This is a genomic window from Chromobacterium sp. HL1, from assembly GCF_057418835.1.
On record NZ_CP162399.1, the window covers coordinates 141,782 to 155,867 of the forward strand.

14 protein-coding genes are annotated in these 14,086 nt (G+C 65.4%); 5 read left to right on the forward strand and 9 right to left on the reverse strand.

Translation table 11 applies throughout. From position 1 onward, the window contains the following. The first annotated feature begins 95 nt into the window (after positions 1–95). The gene (locus AB1Z25_RS00700; protein WP_486636393.1) at positions 96–2,114 is read left to right on the forward strand and encodes a M13 family metallopeptidase; all 2,019 of its coding nucleotides are present in this window, start codon (positions 96–98) and stop codon (positions 2,112–2,114) included. Between the two features lie 26 nt (positions 2,115–2,140). On the opposite strand, the gene AB1Z25_RS00705 is transcribed toward AB1Z25_RS00700, so the two are convergent. Further along, entirely contained in the window at positions 2,141–2,917 is a 777-nt protein-coding gene (locus AB1Z25_RS00705; RefSeq protein ID WP_486636394.1) for an AraC family transcriptional regulator, read from the reverse strand. 94 nt (positions 2,918–3,011) lie between these two features. Here AB1Z25_RS00705 and AB1Z25_RS00710 point away from each other — a divergent pair, with 94 nt between their 5' ends. After that, on the forward strand, positions 3,012–4,184 hold the full coding sequence (locus tag AB1Z25_RS00710; RefSeq protein WP_486636395.1) for an MFS transporter: 1,173 nt from the start codon (positions 3,012–3,014) through the stop codon (positions 4,182–4,184). Positions 4,185–4,253: 69 nt separating this feature from the next. After that, entirely contained in the window at positions 4,254–4,625 is a 372-nt protein-coding gene (locus AB1Z25_RS00715) for a cupin domain-containing protein (RefSeq protein ID WP_235084944.1), read from the forward strand. A 58-nt stretch (positions 4,626–4,683) separates the two neighbouring features. Here AB1Z25_RS00715 and AB1Z25_RS00720 read toward each other — a convergent pair whose 3' ends face one another. After that, positions 4,684–5,220: a YfaZ family outer membrane protein gene (locus tag AB1Z25_RS00720; RefSeq protein ID WP_107797835.1), complete on the reverse strand. Its 537-nt coding sequence runs from the start codon at positions 5,218–5,220 to the stop codon at positions 4,684–4,686. A 91-nt stretch (positions 5,221–5,311) separates the two neighbouring features. Then, on the reverse strand, positions 5,312–5,953 hold the full coding sequence (locus tag AB1Z25_RS00725; RefSeq protein ID WP_107797836.1) for a YceH family protein: 642 nt from the start codon (positions 5,951–5,953) through the stop codon (positions 5,312–5,314). Positions 5,954–6,126: 173 nt separating this feature from the next. Between AB1Z25_RS00725 and AB1Z25_RS00730 the strand changes: the two genes are divergently transcribed. Next, positions 6,127–6,873, forward strand: coding sequence for a TlyA family RNA methyltransferase (locus AB1Z25_RS00730; protein WP_107797837.1), 747 nt, complete (start codon positions 6,127–6,129; stop codon positions 6,871–6,873). A gap of 60 nt (positions 6,874–6,933) precedes the next feature. On the opposite strand, the gene AB1Z25_RS00735 is transcribed toward AB1Z25_RS00730, so the two are convergent. Beyond that, the gene (locus AB1Z25_RS00735; protein ID WP_107797838.1) at positions 6,934–7,410 is read right to left on the reverse strand and encodes a universal stress protein; all 477 of its coding nucleotides are present in this window, start codon (positions 7,408–7,410) and stop codon (positions 6,934–6,936) included. 169 nt (positions 7,411–7,579) lie between these two features. Between AB1Z25_RS00735 and AB1Z25_RS00740 the strand changes: the two genes are divergently transcribed. Beyond that, positions 7,580–7,900: a hypothetical protein gene (locus tag AB1Z25_RS00740; protein WP_146176546.1), complete on the forward strand. Its 321-nt coding sequence runs from the start codon at positions 7,580–7,582 to the stop codon at positions 7,898–7,900. A gap of 68 nt (positions 7,901–7,968) precedes the next feature. Here the strand turns inward: AB1Z25_RS00740 and AB1Z25_RS00745 are convergent, their stop codons facing one another. The 5 genes from AB1Z25_RS00745 to AB1Z25_RS00765 form a co-directional block, all read right to left on the reverse strand. Further along, on the reverse strand, positions 7,969–9,318 hold the full coding sequence (locus AB1Z25_RS00745) for a glutamine synthetase family protein (RefSeq protein ID WP_486636396.1): 1,350 nt from the start codon (positions 9,316–9,318) through the stop codon (positions 7,969–7,971). 303 nt (positions 9,319–9,621) lie between these two features. Continuing rightward, on the reverse strand, positions 9,622–11,229 hold the full coding sequence (locus AB1Z25_RS00750) for a methyl-accepting chemotaxis protein (RefSeq protein ID WP_107797841.1): 1,608 nt from the start codon (positions 11,227–11,229) through the stop codon (positions 9,622–9,624). Between the two features lie 188 nt (positions 11,230–11,417). Further along, positions 11,418–12,809, reverse strand: coding sequence for a DUF2252 domain-containing protein (locus AB1Z25_RS00755; protein ID WP_107797842.1), 1,392 nt, complete (start codon positions 12,807–12,809; stop codon positions 11,418–11,420). A gap of 303 nt (positions 12,810–13,112) precedes the next feature. Next, positions 13,113–13,496, reverse strand: coding sequence for a hypothetical protein (locus AB1Z25_RS00760; RefSeq protein WP_227106488.1), 384 nt, complete (start codon positions 13,494–13,496; stop codon positions 13,113–13,115). 127 nt (positions 13,497–13,623) lie between these two features. Further along, complete coding sequence (locus tag AB1Z25_RS00765) at positions 13,624–14,046, reverse strand: DUF2214 family protein (RefSeq protein ID WP_235084933.1); 423 nt, start codon at positions 14,044–14,046, stop codon at positions 13,624–13,626. Between the last annotated feature and the right edge of the window lie 40 nt (positions 14,047–14,086).

A 14,086-nucleotide genomic window follows, 5' to 3' on the forward strand; every position in this document is an offset into this window, starting at 1 on the left:
ACGTGTACATTCTGTTTTCTCAGCCGTTTTCGCCTTGTCTCGCCTTAGCTCGCGAGAGCGTAAACACGTTCTAAGACAAAAACAAAGGGGAAAACATGAAGATGAGTAGACTGCTGCCCTTGGCGGCCTTGCTGTGCGCGGCCGGCGCCTGGGCGGACGGCGGCCTGGATTACGGCCGTTACGGCATTGATTTGAACGGCATCGATCCGGCGGTGAGAGTACAGGACAATCTGTCGCTGCACGCCAATGGCCGCTGGATCCAGCGCACGGTGATTCCGGCCGAGCGTTCCTCGGCGGGCGTGGCGGAGGCCTTGGCGGACCGCAATCTGGAACGGCTGCGCCAGTTGATCGAACAGGCCGGGCAGGGGACGGATGCCGAGGCGGGGCAGATCGCCGCGCTGTATCGCAGCTTCATGGACGAGGACGTCGTCGCCCGGCGCGGGCTGGAGCCGCTGCGCGAATCGCTGCGGGCCGTGGCCGGTCTGGGCACGGCGGCGGAGGCGGTCCGCTATATGGGCCGCCTGCAGGATCAGCCGGTGGATACGCCGTTCCGCTTCTATGTCGGCCAGGACCCCAAGGATTCCGCCGCCTACCTGGCCGGCGTCGGCCAATCCGGTCTGGCGATGGACCAGGACTACTATCTGGGCAAGTCCGCCGACTTCGCCGCCGCGCGTAAGGCCTATTTGAGTTATCTGGAGCGGCTGTTCGCACTGGCGGAACTGGACCAGCCGCAAAGCCGCGCCCGCGACGTGCTGGCTTTCGAGACCCGGCTGGCGAAAATCCAGTGGACCAATGTCGAGAACCGCGACATCCAGAAAACCTACAACAAGCTGAGCCTGGCCGAGTTGGCGCGCCGGCAGCCCGGCTACGATTGGCCGGCCTTGCTGGCCGACGCCGGCCTGGACGCCGCCAAGCAGTTGAATCTGGACCAGCCCGGCTATCTGAGCAAGCTGGCGCCGCTCTTGCGGGCCGCGCCCGCGTCCACGCTGCGCAACTACCTGCTGGCGCGCACGCTGGACGCTTACGCGCCCAGCCTGACGCCGGCCTTCGTCGACGCCCACTTCGACTTCTACGGCAAGACCCTGGAAGGCCGCAAGCAGAACCGCCCGCGCTGGAAACGCGGCGTGGGCATGGTGGAAAGCGGCCTGGGCGAGGCGCTGGGCAAACTCTATGTGGCGCGTTATTTCACGCCGGAGGCCAAGCGCCAGGCCGACGAACTGGTGCGCAATCTGCTGCAGGCCTACGACCAGTCCATCGACACTCTGGACTGGATGAGCGTCGCCACCAAGCGCCAGGCCCATATCAAGCTGTCCAAGTACACGCTGAAGATAGGCTATCCGGACAAGTGGCGCGATTACGGCGGCCTGCAGCTGGCGCCGGACGATCTGGCCGGCAATGTGCGGCGCATCGCGGTGTTCAACTACCGCTATATGAGCGGCAAGCTGGGCCAGCCGGTGGATCGCAAGGAATGGAGCATGACGCCGCAGACGGTGAACGCCTATTACAATCCGGCTAATAACGAGATCGTGTTCCCGGCGGCCATCCTGCAGGCGCCGTATTTCGATCCCGGCTTCGATCCGGCGGTCAACTACGGTAGCATAGGCGCCACCATAGGCCACGAAATCAGCCATGGTTTCGACGACCAGGGCAGCCAGTTCGACGGCGACGGCAATATGCGCAACTGGTGGACGGCCAGCGACAAGGCGCGCTTCAAGGCGGCCACGCGCAAGCTGGTCAAGCAGTACGACCGCTACCAGCCGGTGCCCGGCCACCATGTCAACGGCGAACTGACCCTGGGCGAGAACATCGCCGACAACGCCGGCCTGGAAGTGGCCTACAAGGCCTATCATCTGGCGCTCGCCGGCAAGGACGCGCCGGTGCTGGACGGCATGAGCGGCGACCAGCGTTTCTTCATCGCCTTCGCCCAATCCTGGCGCAGCAAGAGCCGCGACGAAGCCACGCTCAAACAGCTGGTGTCGGACCCGCACACGCCGGACCTGTGGCGGCCCATCGGCACCGCCAGCAATATGGAGCCGTTCTACCAGGCCTTCGGCGTCAAGCCGGGCGACAAGATGTATCTGTCGCCCAAGCAGCGCTTCCATTTGTGGTGGTGAGCCATTCCCGGATCGTAAACCGGTTCTCAGACTGAGCGTTTGAGCTGGCCGGGCGTAAGCCCGGCATGGCGGCGGAACATGGCGATGAAGGCGCTGTCCTGCGCATAGCCCAGTTCCGCCGCCACCCGGCTGACGCTTTCCCCCTCGGCCAACAGTCGGCTGGCCTCCATCATTTTCAATTGCCGCCGCCAGGCGCTGAAGCTGAGCCCGGTCTGTTGCTGGAACAACCGGTTGACGGTGCGGGCGCTGGCGCCGGCCTGGGCGGCCAGATGCTCCAACGTGGCCTCGTCGCCGGGCTGCTGCAATAGCTGCTCGGCAATGCGCAGCAGCCGCCGGTCTTGCGGCAGCGGCAGGCTCAGCGCCTGCTCCGGCGCGCGGCCGGCCTCGTCCAGCAACACCTCCACCAGCCGCTGCTGCGCCGGCTCCAACGGCGACAGCGGCCATTCCGCCACCCGTACGATCAATTCCCGCAACAGCGGGCTGACGGCGATGATCTGCGGCCGCCGCGGCAGCGCGGGATAGACGACCGGATCGAAGTACAGGCTGCGATAGGCGAAAGGCTTGCCGGTTTCGGCCTGATGCCACAGCCCCGAGGGAATCCAGGCGGCCATTGTCGGCGGCAGCACGCAGCGGGTGTGGCCGATGCGGATTTGCAGCACGCCGCTGACCGCGTACATCAGCTGCGCGCGCCAGTGGCGGTGCAGGCCGGAGTCATGCGGCGCCGGCGCGTCTATGGCCATGCCGACGATGGGATCGGCGAGCTGGTCCGGGTCTGGCGCCGTGGCGGGCAGGTAGCGCGGCATCTTGTCCGATTCTCAATGTTTTGTGGCTATCCATCGATAATAGGCGTGCCTTCATCCTCCTACAATCCCTGTTCGTTGTTTTTAGGAGGACAAAATGAAAACCGCGATCCGGGCGGCGCCGCTGGCGCTGCTGATTGTATTGCTGGGTTTCCCGCAATTGAGTGAAACCATTTACGCGCCGGCCTTGACCGAGATCGCCCAGGCTTACCATGTCAGCGCCGGTCAGGCGCAGTTGACGATGAGCGTCTACTTTCTGGCTTTCGCCTTCGGCGTGGTGTGCTGGGGCCGGCTGGCCGATCTATACGGACGGCGGCCGGCCTTGCTGGCCGCCCTGGCCTGTTACGGCGCGGGCGCGGTGCTGGCGGTGATGAGCCGCGATTTCACCGCGCTGCTGCTGGCCAGGCTATTGCTGGCCTTCGGCGCCAGCGCGGGTTCGGTTGTGGTGCAGACCATGTTGCGCGACCGTTACCAGGGACCGGCGCTGCTGACGGTGTTCGCCACCGTCAGCGCGGTGTTGTCGCTGTCGCCGGCCTTGGGCCCGCCGCTGGGCGCTTTGCTGGTGGCCGGTTTCGGTCATCAGGGCGTGTTCGCCGCCTTGTGCGGCTTGGCGGCGCTGTTGCTGCTGTTGTCCTGGAAGCTGGCCGGCGAGACCCGGCCGGCGGACCTGCCGCCGCCGGCGGCCTTGGGCGCGGTGGCGGCCAGGATGGCGCGAGATCCGCGGGTGCTGGCCACGGTATGGCTGGTGGCCGGCTTCAATCTGCTGCTGTTCGGCTTTTACACGCTGGCCCCGTTCACGCTGCAATTGCTGGGCATGCCGGCCTGGTTGTTCGGCCTCAGCGGTTTGCTGGTGGCCGCCGGCGGCCTGTTCGGCGGCGCGGTCAATCGCCGGCTGGCGGCGCGAGGCGGCGCGGAACGCTTGCCGCGCCTGGCCTTGATGGCCGCCGGCGCGGCGGCCCTGGTGCAGTTGCTCAGCGGCTGGCCGGGTCTGCTGTCGACCGTGGCCGTCGGCGTGCTGTTGCTCAGCCAACTGGCGATTTCCGCGGCCTTCGGCTGCGCGATTCCGCCGCTGCTGGCGGGCGCCCTGCGGGATTACCGCCAAGTGCAGGGCACGGCCGGCGCCTTATTGGGCCTGATGTACTACCTGCTGATCGCCGGCGGTCTGGGTTTGCTTGGTGCGGCTTATCAGCCGTATGTCTTGTACCAGCCCATGGCCATGGCGCTGCTGTGCGCGGCGATGTGGCCGGTGGCGCGGCGATTGAATCGGTAGGGAGTTGAATATTCTGTCTGCTTCATGGCATTGTGTTGAAAATTTCAAACAGCCATGGAGAGCAGAGCGATGAAACAGGCCAGCGATATCATTGTGTTCCAGCGTCACGACGTGGCGCTGGAATCGTTTGTGGCGGCCGAGGATCGCCGCGTCGCCGGCGAATGCCGGCAAAGCGTGGCCAACCATTATTCCGATCCCAGCGGGCAGTTCCACGCCGGCATCTGGAGCGGCGGGCTGGGCTGCTGGAAAGTGCGCTACAGCGAACACGAGTTCTGCACGCTGTTGCAAGGACGAGTGAAGGTCAGCGACGAGGCCGGGAACAGCGTGGAGTTGAAGCAGGGCGATCACTTCGTGATCCCCGCGGGCTTCGTCGGCACCTGGCAGGTGCTGGAGCCGGCGTGCAAGACTTACGCGGTGTTCGAAGCGCGACAGGCCGAGTGAGCCGCGACAAGCAACAGCCCCGCATTGCGGGGCTGTTTTTCGTGGCGGCGGGCCGAGCTTAAAAGGTGAAGCCGGCGCCGATATACATGCCGTCGGCAAGACGACGATTGCGGTTGTTGTCCTTGCGCTCGATGTCGAAGTAGCGATAGCCGGCTTCCACGGTGAACGGTCCAATGGGGTTCCAGCGCACGCCGGCGGCCAGGTCGCTGACGTTTTTGACGCTGCCGCTGGCCATGCTGTCGCCGGCGTAATAGGCCTGGCCGTAGAGGCTGAGCTTGGGCGCCAGCTGGATGTTGGCGCGGCCGCCGAGCAAGGCGGCGGTGCCGGAACCGCTGTCCGGGTTCAGGCCCATCAGCTTGCCGCCGCCGGCCAGGGTGACCGGGCCCAGCGGAATCGCGAACTCCAGGCCGGCGCCGCCGGCGTTGCCCTTGTGGTCGCTGTTCAGGTAGTCGATGGAAAGCCCCAGGCCCAGGCCCTGCGGGGTGCGGCTGAATTGCTGGAAGTCCTTGCCGGCGATAAAGCTGTAATCGGCGGCGTGGGCGGCCGCGGTCAGGGCGAGCAGCGCGGCGGCGGCGCTCAGATGCAGAGTTTTCATGGGTCACTTCTCTTGGGTGAGTTAGACAACAAGGGAAGTGACCGCTTTTTAAGTAACAAGTTCGGCGAGCCGCCAAATATTCGAGTGTGAATTATTCACTGGCCAGCAAATTCTCCAGCTCCAGCAGCCGGGTTTTGAGGGCGGCCACTTCCGCTTCCAAGGCGGCGACGCGGCCGGCGATGCCCACCTCGATCACGCCGCAGCCGTTGTCGCCGGCGGCCGGCAGCGATTGCGGCTCGCCGCTGAGCAGATGGGCCCAGCGCGCCTCGCGCTCGCCGGGCTGGCGCTCCAGCTTCAGCACCAGCGGCGGGTATTTGTCGGCCAGCGCGTTGAGAGCGGTTTCCACTTCTTCCACGCCGCTGAAGCCGTAGATGCGGCCGGAACGGGTGCGGATTTCCGCCGAGGTTTGCGGTCCGCGCAACATCAGCAGGGCCAGCGCCGCCAGCCGCGCGCCTTCGATATTCCATTCGTAATTGAGCCTGTGCTCGTATTTGGCCACCCGGCTGCCGGCCGGCAGCCGCTCGCTCGCCAGCTTCTTGGCGATCAGGCTGTCCAGCGCCGCGCTGATGTCCGCTTCGGACAGCTGCATCACCGGTTCGCGGCTGGTCAGCTGGTTGCAGGCCGAGGCCAGGCCGTTCAAGGTCATCGGGTAGGCGTCCGGGGTCAGCGCCTGTTTTTCCACCAGGGCGCCCAGCACGCGCACTTCATGCGCTTCCAGTTGATGTGTATCCATCCATGTCTCCGCTTGAGGCTGCCGACGCCGGGGGCGACGGCTGGCCGGATTGGCATTTAGCGATTCTAGCGCGGTTGGCGGGCCCTACGCACGGTGAGATCATGGTCTTGGCTTGACAGCGGCCGGCGCGCTTGCCACGCTGTGCGGTTTTTGTCGATGGTGGGGAGGGTGCGATGACGCGAGTGGACGTGTTGCTGGTGGAACTGGGCCTGGCGGCTTCGCGCACGGCGGCGCAGAATCTGATCGCCGCGGGGCGCGTCCGTTGCGACGGCGCGCCGGTGAGCAAGCCCAGCCAGAAATGCGCGCCGGGCAGCCGCTTCGAGATCGCCGCCGATCCCTCCGATCGTTTCGTGTCGCGCGGCGGCTTGAAAATGCTGGGCGCGCTGGAGTCGTCCGGCCTGGACCCGCGCGACGCGCTGGCGCTGGACGTGGGCCAGTCCACCGGCGGTTTCAGCGACTGCCTGCTGCAGCAGGGCGCGCGGCGAGTGGTGGGCGTGGACGTGGGGCACGATCAATTGCATCCGCGGCTGCGGACGGACGCGCGCCTGCGTTATTTCGAAGGGGTGAACGCCAGGGCGCTGGACCACGCGGCCCTGTTGGCGGCCAACGAGGGCTTGCCTTTCGACCTGATGGTGTGCGACGTGTCCTTCATTTCGCTGACCCTGGTGCTGCCCTCGGCGCTGCCCTTGATCCGTCCCGGCGGTCACCTGCTCAGCCTGGTGAAGCCGCAGTTCGAGGTGGGGCGCGAAGGTTTGGCCAGGGGCGGCATCGTACGCGACGAGAGCCTGTACCCGCGCGTGCGGGACAAGATCAGCGAGGCGGTGCGGGAGCAGGGCTTTGAGCTGCTGAAGTGGTTCGACAGTCCGATCACCGGCGGCGACGGCAACCGCGAGTTCTTCATCTACGCGCGCAAGCGCTGAGCGGCGCGAGGCGACGCCTTGTTATGATGAAGGCATCGCCAGGGCCGCGCGTCGCGGTTATTATTCCGCTTGGCCGAACTCGCTTTGCTCGCTGCGCAGAACCATGACGGGACAGTTGGCGCGGCGCAGCAGGTTCTGGGCGAAGCTGCCCAACAGCAGATGGGCGATGCCGCTGCGGCCATGAGTGCCGAGCACGACCAGGCCGGCTTTGTGGCTGTCCGCGTAGCGCACCAGTAGTTCCGCCATGTCGGCGCCGCCGTCCCAGCTTTCCGCCATGTGGATCTGCACCTGTTCCACGCCGGCTTCCACCGCCTGTTTGCGCGCCTGTTCCAGCACGCGGTTGCCGTCGCGGAAGGCTTGATCGTGCAGTTCGTGGGTGCCGAGCAGGCCGACGCCTTCCACCGCCAGATCGCGCAGGCTGGCGATGTGGAATAGGGTCAGGCTGGCTTTGCAGAACTTGGCGACGCGGATGGCTTCCAGCAGCGCCTTGTCCGAATTGCTGCTGCCGTCCAGCGCGGCGATGATGTGTTGGTACATGTCCGATGTCCTTTATGGCTGGTGAGACAGGGGGATTATCGTGACAGCATATCGCGGCGGGCGACCCAGGCCAAGCCGGCATGAACCGGGTTTGACCTGGCGCAAGGCGTTGACGGCGGGGCGAGGCGGTGTTTTACAATGACATCCTCAGTTAAAGGTTTGATTTGAAATGTTTGTTTTTCTATTGATCGTGGGCGCGTGTTTGCTGGCTTTGCTGGGGTGGATTGTGTACTCGCGCCGCGCGCCGCGCCAGGTCACGAGGACGCGCGCCGAGGACAAGGTGTACGCCTTGAATACCCAGATCCGCAGCGTGGAGCCGCCTGAGCATTCCACCGGGGCGGCCTTCGGCGTGTTGCTCAAGGCCGCGCGCGGCGACCGCGCCGCGGTGGAAAAGTGGATCGTGGCCGAGCAATACCGCGGCAGCGTGCCGGTCAGCCGCGAGGAGGCGATCGAACTGCTGGCGCGGCGGCTGCTGTTGAGCCGCAACTGAGGCGCTTGGCGCGAGACAATGCAAACAGGCCCGCATCAGCGGGCCTGTTTGCATTGGTCAATGGGTTCTCAGGCCAGCAGACCCAGGTATTGACGCTCCCACGGCGTGATCTGGCTGTGGTAGTGAGTCAGTTCCACCTCCTTCACCGCCAGATAGGCGGCGCTGAACTCCGCGCCGAACAGCTGCGCGGCGGCGTCGCCGCCGGCCATCGCCTCGCAGGCGGCGTCCAGGGTATTGGGCAGGCTGGCGCGTTCGCTCTTGAACACATTGCCGGTGGCGGGCTCGCTGGGCTGCAAGCGGCCTTCTATGCCCAGCAGGCCGGCGCCCAGGCTGGCCGCCAGCGACAGATAGGGGTTGGCGTCGCAGCCGGGCAGCCGGTTTTCCACGCGGCGGCCTTCCGGGCCGGACACCGGCACCCGCAGCCCCACCGAACGGTTGTCCAAGCCCCAGCTCAGATTGACCGGCGCGGCCATGCCTTTGACGAAGCGGCGGTAGGAATTGGGGCTGGGGCAGAACAAGGGCATCAGTTCCGGCAGATAACGCTGCAGGCCGGCGATGAAGCCGTAGAAGGTTTCCGAGGCTTCGCCGTCGGCGCGGCTGAAGACATTGTCGCCATGCTGGTCCACCACGCTTTGGTGCAAGTGCATCGAACTGCCCGGCTGGCCCGGCAGCGGCTTGGCCATGCACACCACGCTGAGGCCGTGGCGGTTGCCTATCTCCTTAAGCGCGGTCTTGAACAGGAAGGTTTGGTCGGCCAGCGCCAGCGCGTCGCCGTGTTTGAGGTTGATTTCAAACTGGCTGGGGCCCATTTCGTGGACGAAGGTGTCGGTGGCGATGCCCAGCATTTCGCAGGCGCGGTAGAGGTCGTCGAAATAGGCTTCCAGATCGTTGAGCGAGGAGAAGCTGAAGGAGTCGAAGCCGGCTTCGCGGCGGCCGCTGCGCAGCGTGGGCGGCTGAAACGGCTGCTGCGGGTCGCCGTGGGCGGCGAAGATGTAGAACTCCAGCTCCGGCGCCACCACCGGCGTCCAGCCGAGCGCCGCGTAGCGCGTCAGCACCGCTTTCAGCGCCGAGCGCGGCGCCAGCGGCGCCAGGCTGCCGTCGTGGTCCACGCAGTCGCAGATCACGCTGGCGCGCGGGGTCTTGGCCCACGGCACCTGGCGCAGGGTGGCGAAATCCGGAACCAGGGTGACGTCCGGATCGTGCTCGCCGTAGTAGCGGTAGTCCGGGAATTCGCCGATGCAACTTTGGATGGGCACCGCCCGCGCGATGCGCAGCGGCTGTCCCTTGATGAAGGCCTTGGCCGGCAAGGTTTTGCCGCGGGCAAAACCGTGCACGTCGGCGAAAGCCAGTTCTACGTCACGAACATTCTGTTGAATCAGCCATTCGGCCAAGTCCGCCGGGATGGTGGCCTGGGACATGAATCTCTCCCGATGCGCTTGCGCATTATTGTTTGCATGTTTGGGTCTGTCTGTCCGTGGCTTTGTTTTATTTTTGGAGCGTTTGCTCTGCGCACATTATGCCATCAGGCAGGGGCGGGAGGGCAAGCCCGGAATGAAGGCGGCAAAAAGCCCCGGCGGAGCGGGGCTTGGGGAAGGCTGGGAAGGGGTTTACGATCGCGAGCTAGGGCGAGACAAGGCGTTGCGGCCGAGAAAGCGGAACGTACTCGTGGCGCATGCGTACTTCGACTTTGTTTTCAACGCCGTATCGCCGCCAACAGGCTCTTAGAGGCGGAAACGGCCCACGGTCTGTTGCAGGGTGTCCGCCTGCTGATCGATGGCGCGAACCGCCCCCACCGCGTTGCTGACCGAATTCTGGGTTTCCTCCACCACGCCGGCCACCTGCTCGACGTTGCCGGCGATATTGGTGCCGGCCTGGCTCTGCTCGCCCATCGCCACCACCACATTGTGCACATGCTCCAGCGCCTGGCTGGCCTGCTTGCTGATGGCGTCCAGCGTCTGGGCCGCCTGCTGCACCTGCTCCACACCGCCTTCCACCGCCGGGCGGATGTCGTCCATCTGGCTGGACACGCTGCCGGTTTCGCTGACCACCGCCTGCACAATGGTGGAGATCTCGTCGGTGGCGGAGGCGGTGCGCTCGGCCAGCTTGCGCACTTCGTCCGCCACCACCGCGAAGCCGCGGCCCATCTCGCCGGCGCGCGCCGCTTCGATCGCCGCGTTCAGCGCCAGCAGATTGGTCTGGTTGGCGATGTCGCGGATGGTTTCGGCAATGCCGCTGATGTTGCGGGTGCGTTCGGCCAGCTTGCCCACCATATCGCTGGCGCTATGCACTTGGCCGGCGATGTTGCGGATGCCTTCGGCGGCCCGCGCCGCCAGCGCTTCGCCCTGGCGCGCCAGCTCCACGGTGTCGCGCGAGCCGGATTCGGTGTCGCGGGCGCTGGCGGTGACGTGGTCTATGCTCACCGACAGCTGCTCGATGGCGGCGGCGGCGGAACTGGTGGAGGAGCTGGCCACGCCGGAAACGTCGTGCACCTTGTCCATATCGCTGGACAGCTGACGGCTGGCCTGGTTGATATTGGTGGCGGCGAGGCTAATCTCCTCGATCATCTGGCGCAGTTTCAGCTGCATTTCGCGCATTGCCGCCAGCAGGCTGTGCGGCGGGCCCTGCACCACGATGTCGGTGCCCAGATCGCCGTCGGCGATGGCCTTGACCACCTGAGCCGCGTAGTTGGGATCGCCGCCCAGAGACTGCATGATGCTGCGCGAGACCAGCAGGATCAGGCCGGCCAGCGTGATCACGCCGATGGCGGCGATGATCAGCAGCGTGCGCGCCTGGCTCCAGAACAGCTGGTCGATATCGTCGATGAAGATGCCGGTGCCCACCATCCAGCCCCAGGGCTCGAAGCGCACCACGCCGTTGAGTTTGGGAAACTCCCCCTTGCTGCCCTTGCGCGAGGTCTGGATGGTCACCAGGCCGTAATGCTCTTTCTGCAAGGCCTCTTCATAGACCGCCACCGTGGTGCGGCCGTCCGGCAGCGTGCTGCCCATGTCCACCTTGCCCACCCGGTCTTTGTTGGGGTGGAACATCACCACGTTTTGCGGATTGCGGCCGAAGAAGTAGATGTCGTCCACCTTGAGCGCGTTGAGGGCGGCGATGGCTTGTTTTTGGGCGTCGGCGCGCGGCAGGCCTTTTTCCTCCAGTTTCTGGAAGTGGCTCATGGTGCCTTCCGCCATGCGCAGCAGGTGGGTGATTTGCTCGCGCTTTTCCTGGCCCAGCGTGGCTCGGGTGGAGAGCAGCGCCACGGCCGCGATGCTGAGCAGCGCCAGCAGGCTGGCCGCCATGATGATGAACAGTCTGGTATTGACCCGCATGATGTTCGCTTTTCGAAGGTGGATGTCTGATTGTGGGCTGTCGGCCCTGTCTTTGCCGGCGGCAAGGACAGGGCCGGGATTATCGCCTGTTCTAGTATGGTTTTATGACATTACAAGCAACAAGATCAAGGGTTTGGTATTAATACGGAAGGATGAACGCCGCCGGCGGCGGCGTTGCGACGGGGTTTTCAGTCGTGGACTTGCAGCCGGCCGCTGGCGATGGCGGCCTTGAACACCTGGTAATCGGCTTCCACCTGGTCGGCGTAGGCCAGCGCGTAGCCGGCGATGGCCTGGTCCAGCTTGTCGCTGTCGCCCACATAGCCGGCCAGTTGGGCGGCTTGGCCGCCGGATTTGGAGTGCGCGCGCGCCAGCGCCCAGGCGCAGGCCTGGCCGTAGGCGGTCAGCGCTTCCGGCGTGGCAAAGGCTTCCAGCGACGGCGCGGCCTTCATGTCGCGCAACTGGCGCACGTAGAAGTGACGGCCGGCCGGGCCGGTGGTCCAGCCCAGGAACAGATCGCTGGCCGCCTGCATCAGGCGCTGGCCGAACACCACCCGCTTGCCCTGATGGCCGTGCACGCAGGCCTGGGTGTAAGGTTCCAGCACCGAGGGGCGCGCCTCCTTCAATTGCAGGAACAGCGGCTGGTCGAAGTTGTCCTGCAACAGCATCACCAGACAGCGGGTGCCCACGCTGCCCACGCCCACCACCTTGAACGCGCAATCCACCAGCCGGAAGCGCTCCAGCAACTGACGGCGGTCTTCCTTCAAGGTGTCGATGTAGTTGTCCAGCATCGGCTTGACCAGGGCCTCGGCGTCGTCGGCGGACAGCCAGCTGTCGTCGTTGTCCAGCAGGGTGTTTTTGTCGTGCAGATGGAAGATCACCGGCGGGTTGTCGCGCAGCCGCAGGGTGCCGTCCTCCAGCTCCGTCATCTTGGGCAGCAGTTTTTCCTGGGTCTGGTGTCTGGCCTTGTCGGACAGCTTGAGCATTTGCTGGCGGATGGCGTCGGTGGGCGCGCGCTCCAGCAATTGTTCGAAGCCCACCTTGGTGTACCACAGCTCCAGTTGTCCCATGCGGGCGTATTCGTTGACGCGGCGGCGGTAGACCTCGCTGGCGCGGCACACCATGTCCCGCGCCTGGCTTTCGCTGAAGCCCTGGCCGCGCGCGGCCAGCACCAGGCTGACCGCCAACCGTTTCAGATCCCATTCCCACGGACCGTGGTGGGTTTCGTCGAAGTCGTTGATGTCGAAGATCAGCTGCCGTTCAGGGGAGGCGAAGAAGCCGTAGTTCATCAGGTGGGCGTCGCCGCAGATCTGCAGCTTCAGGCCGCTGGAGGGATTGGCGGCCAGATCGGCGGCCTGGATCATGGCGAAGCCGCGGAAAAAGGTGAAGGGCGAAACCTGCATCCGGCTGTAGCGCAGCGGAATCAGGCCCTGCACCCGGCCCTGCGAGGTGTGCTCCACCATGGCGAGGATGTCGCGCGGCGCGCTGAGCCGGTTTTCGGCTTGCAGCGTGCGAGAGCAGGCTTGGCGCAGCGCCTTGCCGGCGGCGTAGTGCAGTTCGTACTTGGCGTGGTAATTGGACATGCGGGCTCCTGGACGAAGATCTCTTGTCCAGTGTAACCGCTGGAGAATTTTTGTCAGCGGGACTGGCTGTCAAACGCCGGCTCCGCTTATCCACAAGCTTGTCCCCGTTTCATCCACATTACACACAGCGCGCCGTGGGTTTCAAAAGTTGTACACAAGCGGAAAAGGCAAGCGGACGCAATCAAACCGGGGGTCTGCCGGAGGCTTTTTAATGTTATCCACAGTTTTGCGCACAGTTTGCGCACACTTTCCACAGCCGTGGAGCCGCGGCCGGCGCTGTCCACAGCCCGGCCGGGGAGGGACTCAGGCGCGCTGAGCGCAGTCCGTGACCAGCTTGCGCCATGCCTTGCTGTAACTGAGGCCATGGGTGTTCACCGTCAGCTTGCTGGCGTCGCCGTCCGGGCGGATGAGGATTTCCAGCCCGTCTTTCTGGGTGGCCGGATTGGTCAGACGCACGGTCTCGCCGCCGTCTCGGCCACGCTCGCGTTCGATGTATTCGCTGGGAATGCGCAGCTTGCGCATGCGTTCGTCCAGGCAGCTGGCCACGGCGGGCGGCGAGGCCTTGGCCTTCAGCGTGGCGACGGGGTCGCTCAGATTGGCGAGCGCAGGCATGACCGCGCAGCTCAGGGCGACGCCCAGCGCGGCTTGAAGCAATAGGGATTTGCAGTGTTCGATCAGAATGGGCATGGCGTTCTTGCGTCGGGACGGGATATGGGGTTGGAAGCCCGGCGCCGCGCGCAAGTTCGAGTTAGGCCGGTTGCAGGTGTTAAGGAGTTTGAGACGGCGGAGCCGCGGCGGACTGGGCGTCGCTTATTCAGCCATGCAGCGCGGCGGATTCGCCGACGATGGCGAGCAGCAGCCAGATTTGCCAATAACTGCTGCGCGCCAGCGAGTCGGCGCCGCGCAGTTCCAGACTGCGCTGGATGCGCAGCTGGCTTTGCCAGCGCATCAGGCCGCGCGAAGCGCGGACTTCCAGCAGCAGCAGCGGGGCCAGGGTCAGCAGTTTGAGCATGAACAACGGTTGTTGCAGCCGGGCGGGGTCCAGCGAGAGCAGGCCCAGGCCGCTGACCGTCCACAGCGTCAGCGCCAGCAGCCACCAGCGGTGGCAGCGAAACAGCTGCGGGGTCTGATTGGGGAATTGCTGCTGGCGCAGCAGGCCGGCTCGGCTCCAGAGGGCGGCCAGGCCGGCGCCCAGAGCCAGTAGATGCAAGCTTGCCAGCAACCAATGCCACAACATGGTCCGACTCCCGCCCCCAAGAGATGCCCTACACGGTAAA

Coding starts and splice junctions, on each gene's coding strand:
- AB1Z25_RS00700 (WP_486636393.1), top strand. CDS start 96: ATGAAGATGAGTAGACTGCTGCCCTTGGCGGCCTTGCTGTGCGCGGCC.
- AB1Z25_RS00705 (WP_486636394.1), bottom strand. CDS start 2,917: ATGCCGCGCTACCTGCCCGCCACGGCGCCAGACCCGGACCAGCTCGCC.
- AB1Z25_RS00710 (WP_486636395.1), top strand. CDS start 3,012: ATGAAAACCGCGATCCGGGCGGCGCCGCTGGCGCTGCTGATTGTATTG.
- AB1Z25_RS00715 (WP_235084944.1), top strand. CDS start 4,254: ATGAAACAGGCCAGCGATATCATTGTGTTCCAGCGTCACGACGTGGCG.
- AB1Z25_RS00720 (WP_107797835.1), bottom strand. CDS start 5,220: ATGAAAACTCTGCATCTGAGCGCCGCCGCCGCGCTGCTCGCCCTGACC.
- AB1Z25_RS00725 (WP_107797836.1), bottom strand. CDS start 5,953: ATGGATACACATCAACTGGAAGCGCATGAAGTGCGCGTGCTGGGCGCC.
- AB1Z25_RS00730 (WP_107797837.1), top strand. CDS start 6,127: ATGACGCGAGTGGACGTGTTGCTGGTGGAACTGGGCCTGGCGGCTTCG.
- AB1Z25_RS00735 (WP_107797838.1), bottom strand. CDS start 7,410: ATGTACCAACACATCATCGCCGCGCTGGACGGCAGCAGCAATTCGGAC.
- AB1Z25_RS00740 (WP_146176546.1), top strand. CDS start 7,580: ATGTTTGTTTTTCTATTGATCGTGGGCGCGTGTTTGCTGGCTTTGCTG.
- AB1Z25_RS00745 (WP_486636396.1), bottom strand. CDS start 9,318: ATGTCCCAGGCCACCATCCCGGCGGACTTGGCCGAATGGCTGATTCAA.
- AB1Z25_RS00750 (WP_107797841.1), bottom strand. CDS start 11,229: ATGCGGGTCAATACCAGACTGTTCATCATCATGGCGGCCAGCCTGCTG.
- AB1Z25_RS00755 (WP_107797842.1), bottom strand. CDS start 12,809: ATGTCCAATTACCACGCCAAGTACGAACTGCACTACGCCGCCGGCAAG.
- AB1Z25_RS00760 (WP_227106488.1), bottom strand. CDS start 13,496: ATGCCCATTCTGATCGAACACTGCAAATCCCTATTGCTTCAAGCCGCG.
- AB1Z25_RS00765 (WP_235084933.1), bottom strand. CDS start 14,046: ATGTTGTGGCATTGGTTGCTGGCAAGCTTGCATCTACTGGCTCTGGGC.